Origin of the sequence: Mucilaginibacter terrae (genome assembly GCF_042679325.1) — a bacterium.
GTDB lineage: Bacteria > Bacteroidota > Bacteroidia > Sphingobacteriales > Sphingobacteriaceae > Mucilaginibacter > Mucilaginibacter terrae.
Window position 1 is genome coordinate 71342 of sequence record NZ_JBHTMJ010000008.1, and the last position, 23460, is coordinate 94801.

Below are 23460 nucleotides of genomic sequence, written 5' to 3' on the forward strand. Positions count from 1 at the left end.
TTTTATTCACATCATTTAAGTATTTATCACAATGCTACGTTTTAAACATAGCTGGTGCCTGGCGTTGTTGCTACTGGCATCCGGTTCGTTATACGCACAGGTTCCCGATAAAAGCATATCCCTTAAACAATTGCTGAACCAGGTAGCCCAAAATTCGCCTACCCTGCTCACCGATTCATCGGCCATATTAATTAAAGAGGCGCAGGCCCGCGAAACAGGTTATAACTGGCTTCCCAACCTCAAACTGAACTACCAGGCCGACCTTGGCACCAACAATAACGTGGGTGGCGGTTACTTTGGGTTTGGAATGGTACCTACCAATAACAGGGGGGTGCGCGATGAAAGCAACTCTACCGCTGTACTATCCAACCTGGGCATCGCAGCTTTCGATATGGAGATCTATAATTTTGGTGCTTATAAAGCTCAAAATAAAGTAGCCAGTGCTGATGTAGCGGTGCAACAAAGCCAGTTTAATACCTCCAAATATAACCTGCAAGCCTATACCATTGACAATTACCTGCAACTGCTCCGTTTACAGGAATTCATTGAGATCCAATCCCGTAATATTCAGCGCAATCAGGAGATCAGACGCTCGATACAAGCTTTGGCCAAAAGCGGGATACGTGCAGGTGTTGATACCAGCATAGCCGAGGCCGAGCTATCCAAATCAAGGCTGAACTATATTGAGCTGAAGAACCAGGCTAAACAGGTTCAGCTAAAATTATCGGTTATCAGCGGTGTGCCTTACCAGGCGATTGTACCGGATACCACGGCCGAAACCAAGCTGTTTGCCCAGTCGGCCGAAAGCCGTTTGTTCTATGCCGACACACTTAACCACCCGGTTATCAAATACTACGAGACTTTATACGATAACAGCCTTCAGCGTGAAGATCTGGTCAAAAAAAGCTATAATCCCAAAGTGTCTTTTCAGGCGGCAGCCTGGGGCCGTGCCGCCAGTTTAGATGCCAACAATGGTTACACCAGCCTAAACAACGGCTGGGGTTTTCAGCGTGGCAATTACCTGGTAGGTGTAGGAATCACTTATAACCTGTTTGATCTGAAACGGAAGAATCTTAAGCTTACCACGCAAAAAATCAACTCGCAATATATGCTCACCAAATTGAATGAGCAAAAGGTGCTCTTGGCGGCGAGCGCAACGCAGGCCGATGCCAACGTGGCAACAGCCATGGAGCGGCTTTTGGAAATACCGAAACAACTCAAGGCGGCCACTGCAGCTTACCGGCAAAAGTTCTCACTTTATAAAAGTGGGCTAACCGATATTATCGAGCTTAATGCGGCGCTGAGTCTTTTATATCGTGCAGAGATCGACTATATATCGGCCAAGTACAGCTATACCCAGGCACTGTTCCAAAAAGCAGTGACCGAAAACCAGGTGAACACAGTTATTAACCTATTAAACTAAACCTATTATGTCAATGGTTACTTCTGCACTGAAAAGGCCGGTCACAACAGTTATTGTGACCATCAGCCTTTTGTTATTCTCGGTGCTTAGCGCTATCAAAATTCCGATAGACATCTTCCCGCAATTGAATATGCCCACCATGTATGTGATCGAATCATACGGAGGGATGTCGCCCCAGCAAATGGAAGGCTTTTTTTCTACCCGTTTGCAAGATCAGTTTCTGTATGTGAATGGGATCAAATCTATCACCAGTAAAAATATACAAGGGCTAACCTTGCTCAAACTGAGCTTTTACGAAGGTACCGATATGGGCGAAGCCTCCGCGCAGGTAGCCTTACAGGTAAACCGGGCCATGAAGTTTTTTCCACCCGGGGCATTGCCGCCGCAGGTACTTCGTTTCGATGCCTCCTCACTGCCAGTAGGGCAATTGGTACTATCTTCTAAAACACGAAGCTTAAAGGATATTTATGACCTGGCCACCACACGCGTAAGGCCAATGTTCTCATCCGTAGCCGGCTTGTCGGCTCCGCCACCATTTGGTGCCAATTCAAGGTCCGTTATTATCAACGTTGATCCTAACAAGATGAGAAGTTACAACCTAACACCCGATGAAGTGGTTGGTGCGTTGTCCAAATACAACGTGATGTCGCCCTCGGGTAACCTGCGTATGGATAACACCATGTACGTTACCACTATGAATTCACTGATTGGTAAGGTAGAAGATTTTGGAAACATCCCAGTGATTAGCAAAAACGGTAGTCCTGTGTTTGTGAAAGACATTGCACGGGTATCTGACGGGGCCGATGTGACTGTAAGTTACGCCTTGATTAACGGCAAGCGCTCGGTATATATCCCCGCTGTAAAAACAGCCGACGCCTCTACCTGGGCCGTGGTACAAGCATTAAAAAGTAAGATCCCCGATATTCAAAGTTTATTACCCGATGATGTAAAAGTCTCTTACGAATTTGACCAGTCGGTATTCGTGATTAATGCCGTGGAGAGTTTATTGACCGAAGGCGGCTTAGGCGCCATACTTACGGGCTTAATGGTACTGCTCTTTCTACGCGACTGGCGTAGCAGTTTAATTGTGGTAATTACTATTCCCGTTTCGATCGTAATTGGTGTTATGCTACTGGGCTTTTTTGGACAGACGATTAATATTATGACGCTGAGCGGGCTTGCGTTGGCTATTGGCATCCTTGTCGATCAGGCTACGGTGACAATCGAAAATATTCACCAGCACCTGGAAATGGGCAAATCTAAAAAGCTCGCCATCTATGATGCCTGCGAGGAAATATCGTTCCCCTTACTGCTCATCTTGCTTTGTATTTTGGCCGTATTTGCACCGTCTTTCCTCATGACCGGTGTTCCCAAAGCTATGTTCTTGCCGCTATCATTGTCCATCGGCTTAACAATGATCGTTTCCTATATCATCGCTCAAACGTTGGTCCCTATTTTGAGTAACTGGATGATCAATGCCGAACAATATCAGCACGGACATCATGGACAGACACATGCTCATGCCGGTGAGGCATTAGACAGGCAGGAAGAGCAACAGGTAAGCAGCCATTTGAAAGCGGAACAAGATCATCCTGAACAGAATGACTTTTTCGAACGGGTTAAACTACGATATATGACCATCATCCAAAAATGGATGCCTAATAAAAAAATGATCGTACCGGTATATCTGGTATTAGTTTTGGCTTTAGCCTTGGGTGGCTTCCTGCTCATTGGTAAGGACATGATGCCTAAACTAAATAACGGACAGTTTCAGATAAGGATTAAAGAACCCGATGGTACGAGACTGGAACGTACGGAAACCAAGCTCAAACAGGTTTTGCAGATTGTAGACAGCACATCCAATCATCATGTGGCGATTAGCTCGGGGTATGTTGGCTTGATACCAAGCAGCTACGGGGTGAGTAACCTATATGTATTTAACACAGGAACCCATGAGGCTATTTTACAGGTAAACCTGGATGCCGACTACCATGTGAACATGGATGACTTCAAAGAGGCATTGCGTAAGAACATTGCCTATGCCATTCCTGAACTGCGGGTAACCTTTGAGCCGATAGACATGACCGAAAAGATCATGAGCCAGGGTGCCGCTACACCTATTGAAGTAACGGTAGCAGGTAAGGATATGGCGCAGATAGAAGCTTATAGCAATAAACTGGTTAACAAACTTAAACAAGTAGATTACCTGCGCGATGTGCAGATTAACCAACCACTCAAATTCCCGGTTGTTAAAATTACTTTGGACAGGTTGAAGCTGGCTCAAATGGGTTTAAATGTTAGCGAAATTTCCCGCTCGGTAACAGCCAGTACCTCATCCAGCCGTTTTTCGGAAAAGAACCAGTGGCTGGATGAAAAGGCCTCCAATACATACCAGGTACAGGTGCAAATACCGGAGTATGTGATGAACAACATGGATGAGATTAGGGAGATACCCTTGGTGAAAGGGCAAAATAGCCCGGTGTTAGGTGATGTGGCCGAGTTTAAAACCGTGTATGTTCCCGGCGAGTATGACCGCACAGGGCCGCGGCGCTATTTGACCGTAAGTGCCAATATTCATCAGAAAGATTTGGGCTCTGCTACTGATGCTGTGCAGGCAGCGGTGAAGTCGTTGGGTACCCCACCAAAAGGTATTGTTACCCAAGTGCAGGGTATGTCGAGCTTATTAACCGATACTTTATCCAGCCTGCAAAACGGATTGCTTTTTGCTATCCTGGTTATCTTTTTACTACTGGCCGCCAACTACCAATCAGTGAAACTTTCATTAACGGTACTGTCAACCGTGCCCGCAGTTGTGTTAGGCTCTATCGGCGCGTTGCTGTTAACCGGTTCAACCCTAAATTTACAAAGTTATATGGGGATGATCATGTCGGTAGGGGTATCGGTTGCTAATGCTATCCTGATCGTGACCAATGCCGAAAAACTGAGACTGGATTATCAGGATGCCACCAAGGCTTCGGTAACCAGTGCATCTATCCGTTTACGGCCTATTTTAATGACCAGTTTGGCTATGATAGCCGGTATGATTCCCATGGCCTCGGGTATGGGTGAAGCGGGTGAGCAATCAGCTCCCTTAGGCCGTGCTGTAATTGGCGGCTTATTTGCCTCCACAATTGCGGCTCTGTTCATTCTACCACTGGTATTTGCCTGGGTACAAAATAAAACCACTTATGATTCATCGTCATTAATGCCCGAAAACTCAACCGAAGATCTTATCTTAAATCATAAATAAAAATGAAACACAAAATTATCGTCATTATTGCAGCGCTGGCTGCTATTTTATATAGTTGCTCGGGACCGGAAAAACCGGTTGATATGGCTGGCGAAAAGGGAAAAACAGAAAACAAGTTCGAGACCGGGACCGTATCTGAAAAAGCCATGTCCAGTTACGTACGGCTGCCCGGCCAACTGAAACCGTTCAATGAAGTGAACATCTTTGCCAAGATCAATAGCTTTGTGAAAACGATCAACGTTGACCGGGGTTCAATGGTGCATAAAGGGCAGTTATTAGCCGTACTGGAAGCCCCTGAAATGGTATCGCAGGTACAATCTGCCAAGGCGCGTTATTTGCAGGCACAGGAATCGGCCAATGCCAGCCGTGAAAAATACCGCAGGCTGAAAGAAGCCGCAAAAGAGGAAGGTGCGGTTTCACCACTTGATTTGGATAATGCGATGTCAAAAATGAAAGCCGATGAAGCCGTTGTAATGTCAGAAAGATCAAATGCTGCTTCAGTAACGGATATCCAGGCTTATTTAAATATCCGGGCACCATTTGACGGTATGATCGTGCAACGTAACGTATCGGCCGGGGCATTAGTAGGGCCGGGCAAATCAACAGATCAGCCGATGCTCGTTTTACAGGATACCCGCAAACTGCGTCTGGAAGTAATGATACCTGAAACCTATGTAGAAAAAGTAGACCTGAAACAGCAGGTTACCTTCGTGTTCAATGCCTTGCCTGGTCAAGATAATAAAGCTTATATCAGCCGTTCGGCAAACGCTTTGGGCACACAACGGTCTGAAGCTATTGAAGTGGATGTGAACAATAAAGACCAGCGCTTAAAACCCGGAATGTACGGCGAGGTGAAAATACCGCTGGTGTTAGGTTCAAAATCGTTACTTGTGCCTAACAATGCCATTGTGCGCTCTACCGAACGCCAATATGTGATCAAGGTGGTCAATGGTAAAGCAGTGTATGCCGATATTAAGGAAGGCATAGCTGGCGACGAATCAACGGAAGTTTTTGGCAACCTGAAAGCAGGCGACCGTATTGTGCTGCATGCAGGTGACGAATTGAAAGAAGGTGAGGTTATTAAATAAGATTATGGAGTTCGCCGGGATTTAATTTTTCAGTTAATGATAGTTTACGGTTGGGTGAACGCTCTTTTGACCGAATTATTGACGCATTTGGAGTTGCGGAACATTACTAATTGTTGGTTTTATTTGCTGATGAGGATAGGCGAAACAATAAATAAGTAAATAAAATTGATCCGCTATATGAAAGCAAATGAATTGGTCAATTTCCTGCATCTGAGGAAATTGACCAATATTTTCGTTGATCACCAAGCAATTCGCCAAGTTTTTACCAGGTATAAATTTAGCCTCTTTTTTTATAGCTTGTGTATTGAATTTTGCGCATCTTTTATCAAACGCGGTTCGATTCCCGGTTTGGCGTAAAACAATTGCCCGACAGGTTGCGGGAGAAAATAGGTATCGAGCCCAGCCACCGTCATGGTTTGTGCTTTGTAATGATCAAGTGTTCCATCTGCTGCAATCAATTCGTCTTGGGTTAAAATTTGAACGATCTCCCCAATTACTATTGTTGTGCCGTTGATCTCCATATCAATAGTTTCACGCAGTTGAAGACCGATTTGAACAGTGGACTCTGCAACAAAAGGCGCTTTAAACCCATTCACATACTGCTTTTTAATGGCAGGTATCAAACTCAGAAACACCGGAAGGATAGCTGGCGCTAGTTTGATGCGCCTGCATGTACCATTCCGGTAATACGTTATTGAGTGAATATTGTCCTGTTGCTCTGATATTGTTCAGGGTATCGTTATGCTCACGCTCCGGTCGTATAACCATTCCAACAAGCGGCGGGTTTGCACCTAAATGAAATACGGAACTGATAATACACAAGTTAGTGATGCCGTTATTACCGGTAGTGCCTAAAAGATTTAAAGCCCGGTATCCTGTTAAACTATTGATCAGGTTTGTCCTGTAGTTTTTTTCCAGTTCACGGATATCTTCACTTAAAAGGTTTATCATATTAACTTGTTTTTAATTTACCCATGCCGCCATCAACACCTATTACTTGCCCGGTCATCCAGTTGCTTTCGTCAGACAATAAAAATCTAATAGCCCGGCTAATGTCTTCTGGTTGGCCGATCTTTCCTAAAGGGTGTCGTTTGGCAGATGCTTCTTGCTTTTCAGGTGTGCTCAGCAAGTTTTGGGCTAATGGTGTGTTTGTTAACGAAGGCGCTACTACATTAACCCTAATACGCTGAGAAGCCAATTCAGCAGCCAGCGAAATTGCCATACCTTCTACCGCGGCTTTTGCTGCGGCTATACTGGCATGAAAAGGCATTCCTGTGGTGGCAGCTACAGAACTGATCAAAACAATAGAAGCCCCTGCAGCATTCTTTATCGGCTTTATAGCCTGTTGAATTATACGGGCGGCTCCTAAAACATTGAGCTGAAAATCGTTCAAAAAGTCTTCAGCTGTTAACCTGTTGAATGGCTTGAGAGTAATGCTGCCAACGGAGTACACCAGTCCATGTAATTGCTGGGGCAGAAACATTTCAACAGCATCTATATTGCCGGTAACATCAGCTTCCAGGTATTGAACATCATCCGGCCATAATTCGGATGCCGATCTTGAAATAACATAAATATTAGCATTTTGCTGGTGAAGCAATTTAACAAGTGATAGACCTATACCAGAGCTACCACCAACAATTAATATATTTTTGGCTTCAAAACTCATAATCCTATGTATTTTAAAAGTTCATACTTTGTTTCTTCACTTAAAAACTGGCCGCTGTATTCAGCGGTGAGCGTTGTGCTGTTGGCATCTCTTATGCCACGGCTGGATACACAATGATGGTGCGCATCTATGATCACCGCAACATCTTCCGTGCCCAAAGCCTCTTTTAGCATATTGGCAATCTGCATGGTCAATCTTTCCTGTACCTGTGGCCTTTGTGCGCAATATTGCACAATCCTGTTAAGTTTGGAAAGGCCTATTACCTGCTCGTTGCTGATGTAAGCAACATGAGCCTTACCCACAATGGGTACGAAATGATGCTCGCAATTGCTGAACACCGCAATGTTCCTTTCTACCAGCATTTGCTTGTATTTGAAGGGATTTTTAAATAATGTGGGTTTGGGCTTATTCGCAGGGTTTAAGCCGCTGAATATTTCTTTAACATACATTTTGGCTACACGCTTTGGCGTGTCTTTCAAACTGTCATCTTGCAAGTCCATACCTAATACTTGCATAATGGCGGTAAAATGTTGGGCTATCTGTTCCATTTTGGTGTCGTCATCCATTTCAAATGCGTCGGGGCGCAGCGGTGTATCAAAGGCAGAATTATAGTATTCATGCTCCAAATCGGTCACCACTTGCTCAAGGATCGGATCGTTTATTTCGTTATTTTTATTCATGATGTAATCGAGTTTAAATGAATTCGTAATCAACTTTCGATGATATGACCCATATATAGCTTAAACTATGCCTTGTATTGCTTGATTGGGTCAGTTTCAAGAAAAGTTGATTAGTGTTTATATGCTTAAAATCAGCCACTTGATGGTGGTTTGAATGAGGTACAGGGTCGCTTATCCATAAAAACATGGAATATTTAAAAAACAGCCCTTCTCTAAGATGACTGTAAACGGTATGTCGAATGTATAAGCTTTGTCAATAAACTGCTGCACACTACCGCCTATCTCTAATTTATTTTTTTCAACATGTAATTTATAACCGCTCTTAGCGAGGTAAGCTTCGGCACTCATACCCGCAAGTCCTGATCCGGTGGTGGCCGCAGAAAGCTGTTTGGTAGCAGGCAGATTATCAACTGTAACAATAGTTTTTGACATCAATTTAAAAGGATGAGATAGATTTAATCCTTCTAAAAGCAAATTAATACATTATTGTATTATAAATTATCATTTGGTATGATACTGTATTAATTAAGAATGATTATAAATAATTTAGGGCGCATCCTGCCCAATGTCTCCAATGTATCATTTGTAATATGTCATTTTAGTCGTATTATATTTAGCTAAAGATCTTCCAGTAATAAATTAATTTTGAGTAGCTGCTGAAAGTATTTATAGTTCTACATAGGAATTATCATATTTTGAAAAGTGATTAACATCACTACTTACCCTGTTCCACATCACTTTTTGGGTAAGGTATTTAAGAAATATTTGTAATGGTAAACAAGTAGTTGTAATTGGTGGCCATGGTATAAACCCAAAGCACAAAAAACTAATTACAACCAGGTTCAGTTCGGTATTTCCCGATTACAGATCTGCAGATACTACAGTTTACTTATTACTTCACCAATTACATGTGTAGCGCGGGAGCACTCATTCATAACATTCATTGCCCATCACATTATGGAAAAAATACTTGTAACTACAGATCAGTCCGAAAATTCTAAAGCCGGTATCCGTTTTGCTATTAAACTGGCTAAACAGCGCAAGGCAGAACTGATGATTCTGCATGTTTACCATTTGCTTAAACCCTTAAAATGGACAGAAGAAACCTTTGCCAGGCATACAATAACATTTCTGGAGAAAAATACTGTTGAACTTTCCGCGTTTATTGCCGGAATTTATAAATCCATCAATGAAACGCAGATCACTTATGAATTGATCCAGGTATCTAATATAGATGTGATAGATGGGGTTATAGCTTACGCCCGCAAGCATAGTTGTTCATATATCTGCATTAGTACGCGCGGCGCGGGTGTATTAACCAAAATATTTGGTACACATACTGCGAAATTAATTACCAGTTCTCCAGTGCCGGTGCTTTGCATACCCAGCAATTATCATGTAAAGGAATTAAAGCATATTCTTTATGCATCTGACATGACCGATTATGAAAGAGAACTGGCACAAGTAGTTGCTTTTGCCCGGCCGTTAAATGCAAGTGTGGAAATGATGCATATTTCCTATCCCTATGAGTTTACTTTTGATAACGAACTGACGGAGGCCACGCTGAAGAAAAAGGCAAATTACGAGGTAACCCTCCTCAACCGGAAAAGAGATATTACAAATGCTTTGCTGCAAGATATTGATGATGCCATAAAGTTTAGCAAACCCTCACTTTTAGTTTTGTTTACGCATCAATCCCGTTCAATGTTTGAAAAATTATTTTACCCGTCAAATGCGGAAGATTATTCTTTTTATGGAAAAGTGCCGCTGCTTACCTACAAAAAAAATGAGCGTATTTAATACAGTAAAACACATTTATTACTCTTCGCTAAATAAAAACAAATTCTGTATGCTAATGAAATATCCTGTACACCATCCCTATTCATTAGCCGCCGAGGATGTTGTACTGCAACTTCAAACCCATATTAATAACGGTATAACCCAAAATGAGGCTAATAAGCGTGTAAAAACTTATGGTCTTAACATTTATAAGGCCCAAAAACAAAAAAACCTTTGGTGGGTCATGCTCATGCAGTTTAAAAGCCCCATTGTTTACCTGCTAATATTTGGTGCAGGTGTATCGCTGTATTTTAAGGATATTCTGGAAACTATAGCCATTATGGTGGTCATAGTAATTAACGCTTTAATCGGTTTTTTTATGGAAGTTCAGGCCCGAAGTTCCATGAACGCGCTTAAAGAAATGGATGTGATGATGGCCAACGTAATCCGGGATGGTAAAACCAGGTCAGTCCCATCTCAAGAGTTAGTACCAGGCGATCTGGTTCCGCTGGAAGCTGGCAATATGATACCTGCCGATGGCCGTTTGGTAACCGTAAACCGTTTACAATGTGATGAGTCATCGCTAACGGGCGAATCGCTCCCCGCTGATAAAAATATTGATCCGGTAGCTGATGATACCGTGGTAGGCGACCAAAAGAATATGGTATTTAAAGGCACATCCGTAATTAATGGCAACGGAAAGATGATAATAACAGGCACTGCGGCTCAAACGCAATTGGGCACCATAACTTCCCTGGTAGAAAGTTCGGCCGATACCGTTACGCCTTTGGATAAGAAGCTGAATAAGCTGAGCCGTAAGTTGATATGGATTACATTGGGAATGACCGCCATTTTTGCGATAACTGGTTTTTTACAAGGAAAATCGTTATTGATGATCATAGAAACCTCCATAGCGCTGGCAGTGGCTGCTATACCCGAGGGTTTACCCATTGTGGCAACTGTGGCATTATCATACGGAATGCTGTTAATGGCCAAACGCAATGCTATTGTTAAAAAACTGTCGGCAGTGGAAACGCTGGGAAGCACGGGCGTGATTTTGACGGATAAAACAGGAACGCTCACCGAGAATAAAATATTTGCAGATACTTTCGCTTTTCCGACTGAAAGCGTAAAGGTTGAGATTGAAGACGGCGTTCTGAAATTCACTGAAGGTAAGATTGAACAAAGCACAGAAAACTTTGATAAACTTTTGTTGACGGGTGTACTATGTAATAACGCTGTGGTTAACGCAAATGAAAAAAATAAAGACAAACCTGGGTTTGCGGGCGACCCTGTTGAAGTGGCCTTAATTCAAATAGCTATGGCTGCGGGTATTGATACAGCGGCACTTACTAAAAAATACGTAAGGGTAGCAGAAATGCCGTTCAACTCAGAGATGATGATGATGGGTACTTTGCACCAAACACCCGATGGGTATTTTGCAGCGGCTAAAGGTTCGGTAGAGCGATTGCTGGAAAAATGCAGCAGCAAGCAATTGGGAGCGCTGGTGGTGGATATGGATGATGTTTCAAAAAAGGAAATACTTTTAAAGTCGGAAGAAATGGCTGCTTCTGGGCTGCGTGTATTGGCATTTGCTTACCAGTGGGGTAAAAGCATAGATCCTAAAAATTTCATGTCGGGTTTGACCTATGTGGGAATGGCCGGATTTCTTGACCCGCCCCGCACAGATATTAAAGCAGCTATATTAAATTGCAGGAACGCCGGGATTAAAGTAGTAATGATCACAGGCGACCATCCGCAAACCGCGTTGAACATTGCACGAAAAGTTGGGCTGATAGAAGAGGACAACAAAAATGTGATCACGGGCAAAGAATTGCCTGAAGTTGATACCTTAACCAAAGAATGGCGGCAGCGAATACTGGATACCGCTGTTTTTGCCCGTGCTTCGCCTAAACAAAAGCTGGAAATAGCGGATGTGTTTCAGGAAAACGGTTCAATTGTAGCTATGACCGGCGATGGGGTTAATGATGCACCTGCATTAAAAAAGGCAGATGTGGGTATAGCCATGGGTATTAGGGGTACGCAGGTGGCCAAGGAAACGGCGAGTATTATCTTAAAAGATGATTCCTTCACTTCAATTGCCGAGGCAGTGGCACACGGCAGAGAAATATTCCAGAACATTCAGAAATTTGTGGTTTACCTGGTATCCTGTAACTTGAGTGAAATTTTTATTGTGACCATATTAGGCGTTGTTACACCGGCAGCAACTTTATTGCCTTTACAAATTCTCTTCCTGAATATGGTTACCGACATATTCCCGGCACTGGCCTTAGGTTTAGGTTCCGGTGATGATACCGTGATGAAGCGACCGCCCAGAGATCCGGCAAAGAATATCATCACCAATAAGAAATGGATGGTAATAGCCTTATACTCCACCGCCATGACCACCGCTGTTATCCTCGCCGTAATTTATTGTAAAGAAGTGCTGCATACAGATGACCGGGTATGTAATAATGTGGCTTTTATTACACTCACGTTCGCACAATTGTTTCATGTTTTCAATATGTCATCGAATGGTTCAGGCATTTTTAAAAATGAAATTACCAGCAACAAATTTGTTTGGATAGCGCTATTAGTATGCGGCGGCCTTACCGCAATGGTATTTGCTATACCAGCTATGCGTGTGGTTTTAGGCTTATCGGTTATTTCAGGTAAGCTGTGGTTAATGGCCATTATGATAAGTATGCTACCGTTAATAATTATTCAATATTATAAGGCAATACAAAAAAAGAAGATCGATAACACCAATTAAAATTTCAGTCGGCTTTTTTGGGGCAAATCGTCACCTAATAGTACGCCCCATTGCTTATAATGCTCGGTATGGTCGAAAATTATTTTCAGAATGGAAAGAACGGGCATGGCCAGGAACATACCAGAAATGCCTGCTAAAGTGCCGGCAATGATGATCCCTACAATAGAAACCAATGGGTTGATCTTGATCTGTGATCCCACAATGCGAGGCATCAGGATATTATTATCGAGTAATTGCACAAACGTAATGGCTGCCAATACGATCAGGACATCGGCAATACTATTTGATGAGGCAAGGGTGAGTAATACGCCCAGGATATTGCCGATTAATGCGCCCAGGTAGGGGATGAGGTTCAGAAACGCAAATATGATCCCAATGAGCAATGCGTTCTGAATTCCAAAGACCCATAACGCCCCGCCTAAGAGTACGATAATATAAGTGATTTGTATCAGCAAACCAATAAGATAACTTTTTACCATTTTTTCGGTCTGCCTTACAGCCTCATTAACACTTTCATATTCGTCTTTTTTAAACCACATCAGCACAAACTTTAAAAAAAGGTTCCTGTACAGCAATATCAAATAAATATAAATGGGCAATAACCCTATAAATATAACAATGCCGGATAATGACCCCGCCGCGCCACTCAACACGCCACCTAAAGAGCTGAACATTTTTTTGCTTTGCGTATTAATAAAATTTAGCTGTTCGGCGGGCGAATAGCCAAACGAATGGCTGACCCATTTACTGAGGTTGTCCAGGTGTTTAGTTACGGTACGTTGTATCTGTGGGAAATCTTTTACGAGGGCACCCACTTGGTTAGAGAATAGCCAGATGATTAATGCCAAAACGATAGTAAGTAATAAAATCGGCAATATAACGGCAAGAGCTTCCGGGATTTTTAACTTTTTGAAAAAGCGGAATAAAGGTAATAACATCAAACTAAAAAAGAATGCCATTAACAACGGCATTATGATCGTATTTCCGGCCATAATGATGGTTCCTAAAACAAACAGTCCAATTAGTTCAACAGAGCGTTTTACGGTCATTGGTATTTCCTTTATCATAATTATATGGTTTGTTTACGCCTTCGGCTACCGTTGGCAATTATGAACTAATGTAGGCTTTTAACGTGCTCTAAAAGCAGTTTTTAAATGATTGTTATCAGGTAGGGGAGTGATATGGATCATTTAAGATGTCTTATTTAAAAACGAGCTTTATCATCATGAAAAAGTTCGGTTTGTACTGTTAATAATTGTTTAGGCCATTTAAAATACTTTCCAGTTCACATCAAATTTAATTAAACCAATGCCGGTAGAAAAGTTTAAAAATGAGGGACTTAATGACCATGAGGTTATAGCGGCCAGGTTAAAATATGGCTCAAATATCCTGTATTTTAAAAAAGAAAATGAACTGATTGATTCGCTAAAAGGGCTGGTAAAAGAGCCAATGCTTATCTTGCTTTTGGTTACCTCGGGCATTTATTTCATCAGCGGGAAAACAGGCGATGGTATTTTTCTGGCTTCGGCTATTGTATTAGTAGCCGGAATTTCATTATTTCAGGATTCGCGTAGTCGTAATGCGCTCAAAAAACTAAAGGATTTTAGTCAGCCAACTTGTAAGGTAATCAGAAACGGCATCGTAAAGGATATTAAAAGTGAAGCTATCGTAATCGGAGATAGCCTCATGGTAAGCGAAGGCTCAGCAATTGCGGCAGACGGTACTATACTACACTCCAACGATTTTTCGGTAAACGAAAGTATTTTGACCGGTGAGTCTTTATCTGTTTACAAAGATGCATCAGCTAAAGACAACTTAGTTTTTCATGGCACTACCGTAGCAAGCGGGCTGGCTGTTGTTGCCATAACCGCAATTGGCAATCAAACCAGGCTTGGTAAAATTGGCAAGAGCCTGGAATCTATTGAAGAAGAAAAAACCCCGCTGGAGTTACAGATCAACAATTTTGTAAAAAAGATGGTCATTGCCGGGGCTGTTGTTTTCCTCGTGGTATGGGCTATTAACTACGTTCACTCGGGTGCTATTTTAGATAGCCTTATCAAAGCACTTACGCTGGCCATGAGCATCCTTCCCGAAGAGATTCCGGTAGCCTTTACCACCTTTATGGCTTTGGGTGCCTTTCGCTTAATGAAGATGGGAATTGTAGTAAAACAAATGAAAACCGTTGAAACGTTGGGTAGCGCATCGGTCATCTGCACGGATAAAACGGGAACCATCACCCAGAATAAAATGCTGCTGGCTAAGCTTTTCGTGCTCGGTTCTAATCAAATTACCAATGCTAATGAACTGGCAGGACAACCTGAAAGGGAATTGATCAGAACGGCAATGTGGGCCAGCGAGCCAATTCCTTTTGACCCGATGGAGATCGCGCTTCATGCTGCCTATGCGCAAACAGGCACAGCCGATGAAAGGCATGCTTACAAGATGATTCATGAATATCCCCTGAGCGGCCAACCGCCCATGATGACCCATCTGTTTGAAAACGGAGCATGCAAACGTATTATTGCGGCTAAAGGGGCACCGGAAGCACTGATCGGCATCAGTAATTTAAACAGTAGTGAGAAAACGAAGATAGCCGGTGCAATAGAGGTACTTGCTGCCGAAGGTTACCGTGTATTAGCTGTTGGCGAAGCTAATTTTGAAGGTAATAACTTCCCGGCTACGCAGCAGCAGTTGGTATTTACCTTTAAGGGGCTGGTGGCATTTGATGATCCGCCTAAACAAAATATAAGTGCTGTACTCCAAGGGTTTTACCAGGCAGGTATCGCTGTTAAGATCATTACCGGCGATAACGCGGAAACCACTCATGCAATCGCCAAAAAAATTGGTCTTCATGGTTATGATATAGGGATGTGCGGAGATGAACTAATGAAATTGAGTGTTAGCGAACTCGCGGATAAGGTTGAAACGACCAGCATATTCAGCCGTATGTTCCCAGATGCCAAGCTCAAGATCATTAACGCCTTGAAAGCTAAAAAGCATATTGTGGCTATGATTGGTGATGGCGTTAATGACGGCCCCGCTTTAAAAGCGGCGCACATTGGCATTGCTATGGGAAAAAAAGGGACCGAAATTGCCAAACAGGCAGCATCTCTTATTTTGTTGAATGACGACCTCTCGAAACTGGTGGATGCTGTAGCAATGGGCAGGCGGATATACACTAACTTAAAAAAAGCGATACAATACATTATTTCAATCCATATTCCTATTGTATTAACTGTGTTCATTCCGCTGGCATTAAGTTGGGTTTACCCTAATATATTTTCGCCGGTACATATTATTTTCCTTGAACTAATTATGGGCCCAACCTGTTCTATTATTTATGAAAATGAGCCTATGGAAAATAACACTATGCAGCAACCCCCCCGCCCATTAAGTAGTACTTTTTTTAACATAAAGGAGCTAATCACCAGCCTTACCCAGGGATTAATGATTACTGCCGGTACACTGCTCATGTACCAATACGCAGTAGCAAAGGGTGCCGATGAACAGCTTACCCGTACTATGGTATTTACCTGCCTTATAGCGGCCAACATATCGCTTACTTTGGTCAACAGATCTTTTTATTATTCGCTTTACACTACACTTAAATATAAAAACAATCTGGTTCCGCTCATTATTGGCATAACCCTGGTTATTACTGCCGGGTTGCTCTATATTAAACCTTTGAGTATGTTTTTTGGTTTTAAAGCTCTTAATACGCTGGAATTATTTATAAGCATTAGTATAGGTTTTACATCTGTGCTGTGGTTTGAACTGGCTAAATGGAGAAAACGCATCAAGTACCCGGTTAGCACAGTTAAAAATTCAGAAGATATTTTATGATGAACAGGAGACGGTTTTTAGGAATAGGCGGTGGATGCATAGTTATTGCAGGAGTTACCAGCTATGCACTCAGCGACCGTAGGAATTTGGTACGCAACGATTTAAGACCTGATCCGATCCCGCGTTTGTTGTTAAAGAAAGATGAACGTACGATCTTATATTTAGCCTCCTTAGCGCCGAGCGGCCATAATACACAACCCTGGTTTATTAAACGTTTGCAGCCGTACCACTGGATAGTGTGCAACGATCAAACTAAATGGCTTACTGCGGTAGACCCTACACAGCGGGAAACCATGTTATCAATAGGTGCATTTTTGCAGAACCTGGAGTATGCTGCTAATAACCTGGGCTATGCCTGCCAATTTGAGCTAAAAGCAAAAACCAACAGGGATGAAGAGGTAATGGAGGTTAGGTTGGTAAATGCTGATTTACAGGCAAAATACGATACTGACCATATAAAACAGCGAAGGACAATGAGATCAGGTATATTACCTGTTGAGCTAAAACAGGAGGATGTTAATGATCTTATCAATAAGGATATTGATTTTGTACATTTTATCCCCCCAAAAACGGCTGCTTACCGTCATCTCAACGAACAAACTCTCGAAGCCAACAAGGTTCAGTCTTACCGTGATGCCGCCCAAAAAGAACTTGCAAACTGGATCAGGTTTTCCAGTAAGGACGCTGAAAAATATCGCGACGGGTTAACCCCGGGTAGCATGGAAATTGAGGGTTTTACCGGTTGGGTGGTACGTAATTTTTATGGCAAACCAAATGTGATGAAAAACGGTTTCAGAGACCAGAATATAGAACAGGTAGAAAAGCAGGTAGCTACCTCGGGCGGATGGTTCGTTATCACCAGTAAAAACCAGTCTGTAACCAGCCTGTTAGAAACCGGACAAAGGATGCAGCGCCTGTTTTTAAAGGTAAGAAAAAAAGGTATTGCCATACATCCAATGACTCAGATTCTGGAAGAACCTTCAATTCATCAAGGTCTGAATTCTGCTATCGGCATTAATGAACCAGTGCAATTTATTTTGAGAACGGGTTACCTAAAAAACTACCCTGGTGCTGTTTCATTAAGAAGGCCTGTTGATTGGCTGATCCGTAGTTGAAATAAAGCAGAATTGGTGTTGCTAAATTAACCTGGGAAATATATTAATTTTATAAATTGCAAATATAAATAAGTTCATAATGAGGTATTTAGTGTGCTTATTCATTATCATCATATCATCTTGTACTAATGCCAACAGGTCAATTAAAGTAAAAGGATCGGATACCGAAGTTAATTTAGCGGTGAGCCTGGCCGAAAACTTTTATAATGTAAATACAGATTTTAGCCTTGCTATCTCCGGTGGCGGTTCTGGTTTGGGTATAGCCTCTTTGTTAAACGGTCAAACAGATATTGCAAATTCTTCCCGCCCGTTAAATGATGAGGAAATTGCCCTGCTGAAAGCCAAGCGCATACCTATCCGTACGGTTATTTTTGCCGAAGATGCAACAGCCTTTATTGTACAAAAAAATTTCCCGTTAGATTCTATTGATATAACCACCTTAACCAAGGTTCTAAACGGCAAATACAGGTCATGGAAACCGGTAACTGGGCAAAACGTGCTGATTAATATTTATGGAAGGCAAAGTAATTCAGGTACACATTCATTCATCAGCAAAAAATTAAAAATTGAATTCAGCCGTGACGCCAAAGAAATGAACGGCAACGCCCAGATTGTGGAGGGTATTAAACGGGACGGATCGGGTATTGGATATGTAGGAGCAGGGTATATACTTCATAATGGAACCAATGGGCCTGTTAAAGTATTAAAGATCAGCGAAAAATTAGGTCTGCCTGCAGTATCACCTTTAGATAAAAAAGCAATTGCAGCGCACCGATACTATTTTCAAAGGCCTTTGTACCAGTTTATACCTTTAACATCGTGGAGTAAGGTAGCATCATTCATCGATTTTGAAAAAGGGATAGCGGGTCAAAGAATAATTACTTCGTTGGGTTACTATATCATATCACAATAAGCCTATGAAATTGATAAAAAGAGAAAAAACAGACCGGTTTGCAAAATTGGTTTTCAGGATGACGGGCTTTATGGTGATCGCTATACTTGCGGGTATATTTTTGATGTTGTTATGGAATACGATGGCTTTTTTTTTGAAAGTACAGCCCTGGGACTTTATAACCGGCACCCAGTGGAGCCCATCGGGAAACCCGGCTACTTATGGCATACTTCCTTTACTGGTGAGTACAAGCCTGGTTACGCTGGGAGCTATGACCATTGCAATACCGCTGGGCATAGGAACGGCCTCGTTCCTTTCTGATTATGCCGGTAAAACTTTAAAAAGCATTTTAAAACCAGCCATCGAAATGCTGGCCGCCGTACCCTCTGTAGCTATTGGGTTTTTAGGAATTGTGGTGTTAGGGCCTGGAATAGCCAACATTACCGGCCAGGCTAATGGGTTGAACGCCCTGAACGGCGCTATTTTACTCTCGGTTATGTCATTACCAACTATTATAACTATTACACAAGATGCCTTGCAGGGTGTTCCTAATTCGTATAAAGAAGCGAGTTATAGTGTTGGTGCGGGCAAATGGCAAACTTTAATACAGGTAACCATACCCGCCGCCGCGCCCGGTATATTGGCTGCCGTAATGCTTGGGGTTGGCCGTGCCATTGGAGAAACAATGACGGTGCTAATGGCTACCGGCAATGCATCGGCATTTCCAAAAGGTTTTTTCTATTCCGTGCGTACCATTACGGCTACCATAGCTATAGAGATGGGGGAGGTGCCTTATCAAACTACACATTATTACGCGCTATTTGCCATTGCAACCGTACTCTTTTTGATGACACTGCTGGTAAACTTAGTTGGTGAGCACTTTGTAAATAAATTTAGAAAATTTCAGGCCGTATGATGAAAAAAATTTCGCCTGTTATAGGATGGGTAATTCTGCTGCTAAGCACTGGTTTGGTTTGCTTTTTTTTGGCAGTTATTTTATGGGACTTGTTTACAAAAGGGGCACCATCTTTATCATGGCAATTTATAAGCACATCGCCCACAAATGGTATGACAAAAGGCGGTGTACTGCCGGCTATTACAGGTACGGTTTTGCTAACCTTAATAACTGCCATAGCATCGGCCCCATTTGGCATTTGTTGTGCCATTTACTTAAACGAGTATGCTGCCGATAACTGGCTTACCCGTATAATTAGGGCCTCTATCCGTAATTTGGCCGGAGTTCCGTCTATTATTTATGGCTTATTTGGGCTGGCTTTGTTTGTGCAGGGTTTACAAATGGGCACGTCCTTACTTGCGGCCGGGCTAACTCTGGGGCTTTTATCGTTACCTTATATAATTATTACAACAGAAGAGGCCTTACGCCGCATCCCTAACCGCATGCGGGAAGCTGCGCTTGCTGTTGGCGCTACCCAGTTCGAGTCTGTTAAGGATGTGGTGTTGCCATTGGCATTGCCCGGTATATTAACCGGCCTTGTGCTAACCCTGTCAAGGGCGGCCGGCGAAACGGCACCTATCCTGTTTACCGGTGTGGCCTTTTACATCAATAAACCGGCTGGCTATCTCAACCAGGAGTTCATGGCTTTGCCCTATCACTTATACATGCTCTCCACCCAGCATCAGGCTATAGAACAAGTTAGGCCGTTGGCTTATGGTACGGCTTTGGTATTAATCCTGGTTGTTTTCTTGTTTAATCTCTCCGCTTTCTATATCCGTTATCAGCACAGCAAGCATGAATAAAGAACATATTAAACTATCTGCAACGGATGCTAACCTGTGGTTTGGTAGCAAGCAGGTTTTAAAAAACGTAAATGTGGCATTCCCTCAAAATCAAATAACTGCGTTAATAGGCCCTTCCGGCTGTGGCAAAAGCACACTGCTCAGGTGCTTTAACCGCATGCACGACCTTTTGGCCGATGCCAGGATAGAAGGTAAATATTTATTAGATGATCGGGATCTTTACAAAGGTGGTTTTTCGGCCACGGAAGTCCGCAGGCGTATAGGTATGGTTTTTCAACAAGCCAATCCGTTCCCGAAAAGTATTGAAGAGAACGTTAATTACGGCTTAAAAATCAATAATATACCTAAGGGCGAACGTAGGCAGATCATTGAAACTGCCCTCAAAGAAAGCTACCTTTGGGATGAGGTAAAAGACGACCTGCAGAAACCGGCAACCCGCTTATCGGGAGGGCAGCAACAGCGTTTATGCATTGCCCGTACAGTGGCTTTAAGGCCCGAAGTTATTTTGATGGATGAACCCTGTTCGGCATTAGACCCTTTGAGTACTTCCAAGATAGAAGAGTTGATATTGACCTTAAAAAAAGATTACACCATAGTAATAGTAACCCACAATATGCAGCAGGCCCAGCGCATTGCAGATCAGACGGTTTTTATGTACCTGGGAGAAATCATAGAAGCCGGGGATACGGATAACGTTTTTAATAACCCGGCAAAAGACCTGACGAGCAATTATGTTAAAGGCCATTTCGGATAAATTAATAGGTACATTGTGATCGGCATCACTTTTATAGGGCAACATAAGCTCCATCTTTGTAACATGACGATATTGTCTGTCGATCAATCCACAAAATACGATGAAATATCTCCGTTTCAACTTTTGCCATCCTATTAATGGACATGCCAATTTGATACAGCTTTTTGGGAACGATCCACAAGTACTACATTTTGTAATTAATAGTAATGATACCAATTTGGTTGAAATATCTGTAGATGATTGCGGAGATGGTAAATGGAAAGCTGTACTGGAGTGGGACCGTGATGGAGAATCGTTTATGTATCAAAAGGAATTTGAAATAAAGGGACATAAAAATTTCTATTCTACTGACATTTAATTTCTAATACATGTTGATATGGATGGATTTAAAATAAGCCGTTTAGGAATTATTATGAAGCCCGAACCTGGTAACGAACTGGAAAAAGAAGGCGTTTTAAATCCTGCTGCTGTTCGCGGCCCCGATGGCGGCTTATACCTGTTTCCAAGGATAGTTTCGGAAGGTAATTATTCCAGAATCGGTATAGCTAAGGTAATATTCAACGAAAACGGCGATCCCACTGGGGTAGAACGGATGGGAGTTGTACTTGAACCTGCCGCCGATTATGAGAGGAGACCCGAGGGTGGTGGCTGCGAAGATCCGAGGATTACTTTTTTTGAGCCATTGCAGGAATACATCATGACTTACACTGCTTTCTCATCAAAGGGGCCACGCATCGCCTTAGCTACTTCCAAAAATCTGCTGCAATGGAAACGGATAGGTTTGGCCGATTTCGCCAATTACAAGCAAATCACCTTTAATGATATTTATAATAAGGATGCCTGTATTTTCCCCCGGTCTATGATAAGCCCGGACGGAGATATTGCCCTGGTTATGCTGCACAGGCCCTTATTTCCGGGAACTGCACCGGAGGATATCATGTGCGACCCGGTAGACAGGCGCATAAGGGACCACCACGAGTGTATATGGATATCCTACAGCGATCTAATGCTGAAAGGTAATAAAGCCGAACATCTGCAGGAGTTTGAGGCCAACAGCCCATTGGCCTTGCCTGAAGCCGACTGGGAAAAGATAAAGATCGGCGCAGGAACACCTCCGGTACTAACCAAGCACGGCTGGCTACTCATTTATCATGGCGTACATCAGGTAGAAGCCAACTTAACAGAGCCGCATCACCTCATTTACTCTGCCGGTATAATGATACTTGACGAACACCAGCCGGATAAGATCTTATACCGGTCGTTAACGCCTATCTTAAAACCCGAATTGCTGGAAGAGTGGGTAGGAACGGTTCCCGGCGTGATATTTCCGACGGGGATAGACCGGCGAGACGATATTGGTATGCCCGACAGGTTTGATATTTATTATGGAATGGCAGATAACTGTATTGGTGTGGCCCGGTTAGATATTCCAGATCAGCTGCCCGCCGTTAGTGTAAACAGTGGTACATACCATTTACTTCAGCGATAAAATAATTGCAGCAAAGGTATTAACTAAATAATAATCAAAAAATTACTAATGTTGCTCGAAACGCCCGGTTTTTTTGGTGATGATAATCTTGTAGATCACCAGCTCTACCTCAGTGCCAATATCACTGTCATTAGCTGTAATACCATGAGACGGGTGTTGGCCCTGGCTAAGAAAAGGCACAACCCGGTCAATCAATTGCTGTAAGGCTTTCTCTTTTTCACCCAGTTCAATAATCTCTTCAAATGTGCCCCATAGTATTACACTTTGCCAGTTAATTATGCTTTTAATTTCGTCAACTTCAAAACACACCTCTGGGTTTTTTTGCATCATGCTTATTTTCATTCCCCTGCCCGATTGCGCAACGATGTTGGTACCATCGTAATAATAGTTTAGTGGTACTATATAAGTTACACCATCTGAGTGGCAGCCTAATCGGCCGGTCAACTGCGTTTCAAGCAGGTTATTAATCTGGCTTTCTGTCAATTCTCCTAACATATTAATCCATTAAAAATTTGTTTTCCCTCATCACACTTTCGGCCAGTTTAAATAACTCCTTCTTAACGTCGTAATATTCCTGTGTAAGCGTAGTAATGAGATCATACAACGAAGCGTTCTCTATGGCTAAATACGAGATATCCTCTGTAGAAAAATTTTCGGCAATCAGTGTTAATCTATTCAATTGCATAGCGCATTTCAACTGGGCATCTTTCATATCTAATTGCAGTTTTAGTAATTTATTGCCAACATCCTTCAGTTTTTCAATGTCAGTTGGTTCAAATAGCCGGATAAAGTAATCTTGCTGTAAGTAACGCAGAAAATCTGTTTCAATTTTGAAGAATTCCAGATCAGATACCCAGCGTTTGGTGCTGATATAGTATTGTTCTGCGCGGTCGGACATTTCGGTTACATTTTCCATATTATATCATATTATTACCGGCCTTGTTTGT

General features: G+C 42.5%; 21 protein-coding genes. 13 read left to right on the forward strand and 8 right to left on the reverse strand.

The features are described from left to right. Nucleotides 1–31 precede the first annotated feature (31 nt). From ACFQ3S_RS07365 to ACFQ3S_RS07375, 3 genes are read left to right on the forward strand one after another with little or no spacing between them, the layout of a single operon-like run. Nucleotides 32–1423: a TolC family protein gene (locus ACFQ3S_RS07365; protein WP_377162838.1), complete on the forward strand. Its 1392-nt coding sequence runs from the start codon at nt 32–34 to the stop codon at nt 1421–1423. A 13-nt stretch (nt 1424–1436) separates the two neighbouring features. Further along, the gene (locus ACFQ3S_RS07370) at nt 1437–4673 is read left to right on the forward strand and encodes an efflux RND transporter permease subunit (protein ID WP_377162840.1); all 3237 of its coding nucleotides are present in this window, start codon (nt 1437–1439) and stop codon (nt 4671–4673) included. Nucleotides 4674–4675: 2 nt separating this feature from the next. Continuing rightward, on the forward strand, nt 4676–5761 hold the full coding sequence (locus ACFQ3S_RS07375) for an efflux RND transporter periplasmic adaptor subunit (protein WP_377162842.1): 1086 nt from the start codon (nt 4676–4678) through the stop codon (nt 5759–5761). Between the two features lie 290 nt (nt 5762–6051). On the opposite strand, the gene ACFQ3S_RS07380 is transcribed toward ACFQ3S_RS07375, so the two are convergent. The 5 genes from ACFQ3S_RS07380 to ACFQ3S_RS07400 all read right to left on the reverse strand — a co-directional run bounded on the left by ACFQ3S_RS07380 (nt 6052) and on the right by ACFQ3S_RS07400 (nt 8542). Continuing rightward, complete coding sequence (locus tag ACFQ3S_RS07380; protein WP_377162844.1) at nt 6052–6357, reverse strand: hypothetical protein; 306 nt, start codon at nt 6355–6357, stop codon at nt 6052–6054. Nucleotides 6358–6367: 10 nt separating this feature from the next. After that, entirely contained in the window at nt 6368–6712 is a 345-nt protein-coding gene (locus ACFQ3S_RS07385) for a flavin reductase family protein (protein WP_377162846.1), read from the reverse strand. A gap of 1 nt (nt 6713) precedes the next feature. Then, complete coding sequence (locus ACFQ3S_RS07390; protein WP_377162848.1) at nt 6714–7430, reverse strand: SDR family NAD(P)-dependent oxidoreductase; 717 nt, start codon at nt 7428–7430, stop codon at nt 6714–6716. Beyond that, nucleotides 7427–8110 carry a GTP cyclohydrolase I FolE gene (folE, locus tag ACFQ3S_RS07395; protein ID WP_377162850.1) on the reverse strand — a complete coding sequence of 228 codons (684 nt, stop codon included), beginning with the start codon at nt 8108–8110 and terminating at the stop codon, nt 7427–7429. Before folE ends, ACFQ3S_RS07390 begins: the two co-directional genes overlap by 4 nt. Before the next feature lie 171 nt (nt 8111–8281). Further along, nucleotides 8282–8542, reverse strand: coding sequence for an NAD(P)-binding protein (locus ACFQ3S_RS07400; protein ID WP_377162852.1), 261 nt, complete (start codon nt 8540–8542; stop codon nt 8282–8284). A gap of 525 nt (nt 8543–9067) precedes the next feature. Here ACFQ3S_RS07400 and ACFQ3S_RS07405 point away from each other — a divergent pair. Both ACFQ3S_RS07405 and ACFQ3S_RS07410 read left to right on the forward strand, forming a co-directional pair. Then, entirely contained in the window at nt 9068–9910 is an 843-nt protein-coding gene (locus ACFQ3S_RS07405; RefSeq protein WP_377162854.1) for a universal stress protein, read from the forward strand. 55 nt (nt 9911–9965) lie between these two features. Beyond that, the gene (locus ACFQ3S_RS07410) at nt 9966–12662 is read left to right on the forward strand and encodes a cation-translocating P-type ATPase (protein WP_377162856.1); all 2697 of its coding nucleotides are present in this window, start codon (nt 9966–9968) and stop codon (nt 12660–12662) included. Here the strand turns inward: ACFQ3S_RS07410 and ACFQ3S_RS07415 are convergent. After that, complete coding sequence (locus tag ACFQ3S_RS07415; protein ID WP_377162858.1) at nt 12659–13729, reverse strand: AI-2E family transporter; 1071 nt, start codon at nt 13727–13729, stop codon at nt 12659–12661. The two genes, ACFQ3S_RS07410 and ACFQ3S_RS07415, sit on opposite strands and share 4 nt — an antisense overlap. A 241-nt stretch (nt 13730–13970) precedes the next feature. Between ACFQ3S_RS07415 and ACFQ3S_RS07420 the strand changes: the two genes are divergently transcribed. From ACFQ3S_RS07420 to ACFQ3S_RS07455, 8 genes are all read left to right on the forward strand, one after another. Next, the gene (locus ACFQ3S_RS07420) at nt 13971–16505 is read left to right on the forward strand and encodes a cation-translocating P-type ATPase (RefSeq protein WP_377162860.1); all 2535 of its coding nucleotides are present in this window, start codon (nt 13971–13973) and stop codon (nt 16503–16505) included. Next, complete coding sequence (locus ACFQ3S_RS07425; protein WP_377162862.1) at nt 16502–17620, forward strand: Acg family FMN-binding oxidoreductase; 1119 nt, start codon at nt 16502–16504, stop codon at nt 17618–17620. Before ACFQ3S_RS07420 ends, ACFQ3S_RS07425 begins: the two co-directional genes overlap by 4 nt. A gap of 79 nt (nt 17621–17699) precedes the next feature. Continuing rightward, nucleotides 17700–18533 carry a substrate-binding domain-containing protein gene (locus tag ACFQ3S_RS07430; RefSeq protein ID WP_377162864.1) on the forward strand — a complete coding sequence of 278 codons (834 nt, stop codon included), beginning with the start codon at nt 17700–17702 and terminating at the stop codon, nt 18531–18533. A gap of 4 nt (nt 18534–18537) precedes the next feature. Continuing rightward, entirely contained in the window at nt 18538–19428 is an 891-nt protein-coding gene (gene pstC, locus ACFQ3S_RS07435) for a phosphate ABC transporter permease subunit PstC (RefSeq protein WP_377162866.1), read from the forward strand. After that, nucleotides 19425–20270, forward strand: coding sequence for a phosphate ABC transporter permease PstA (gene pstA / locus ACFQ3S_RS07440; protein WP_377162868.1), 846 nt, complete (start codon nt 19425–19427; stop codon nt 20268–20270). The genes pstC and pstA overlap by 4 nt, the downstream gene beginning before the upstream one ends. Further along, entirely contained in the window at nt 20263–21024 is a 762-nt protein-coding gene (gene pstB, locus ACFQ3S_RS07445; protein WP_377162870.1) for a phosphate ABC transporter ATP-binding protein PstB, read from the forward strand. The genes pstA and pstB overlap by 8 nt, the downstream gene beginning before the upstream one ends. A 100-nt stretch (nt 21025–21124) precedes the next feature. After that, on the forward strand, nt 21125–21382 hold the full coding sequence (locus ACFQ3S_RS07450) for a hypothetical protein (protein ID WP_377162873.1): 258 nt from the start codon (nt 21125–21127) through the stop codon (nt 21380–21382). 18 nt (nt 21383–21400) lie between these two features. Next, a complete protein-coding gene (locus tag ACFQ3S_RS07455; RefSeq protein ID WP_377162875.1) occupies nt 21401–22513 on the forward strand; it encodes a glycoside hydrolase family 130 protein in 1113 nt (370 codons plus the stop codon). Between the two features lie 45 nt (nt 22514–22558). On the opposite strand, the gene ACFQ3S_RS07460 is transcribed toward ACFQ3S_RS07455, so the two are convergent. After that, the gene (locus tag ACFQ3S_RS07460; protein WP_377162877.1) at nt 22559–23008 is read right to left on the reverse strand and encodes a pyridoxamine 5'-phosphate oxidase family protein; all 450 of its coding nucleotides are present in this window, start codon (nt 23006–23008) and stop codon (nt 22559–22561) included. A gap of 1 nt (nt 23009) precedes the next feature. After that, entirely contained in the window at nt 23010–23429 is a 420-nt protein-coding gene (locus ACFQ3S_RS07465) for a hypothetical protein (RefSeq protein ID WP_377162879.1), read from the reverse strand. Nucleotides 23430–23460 lie beyond the last annotated feature (31 nt).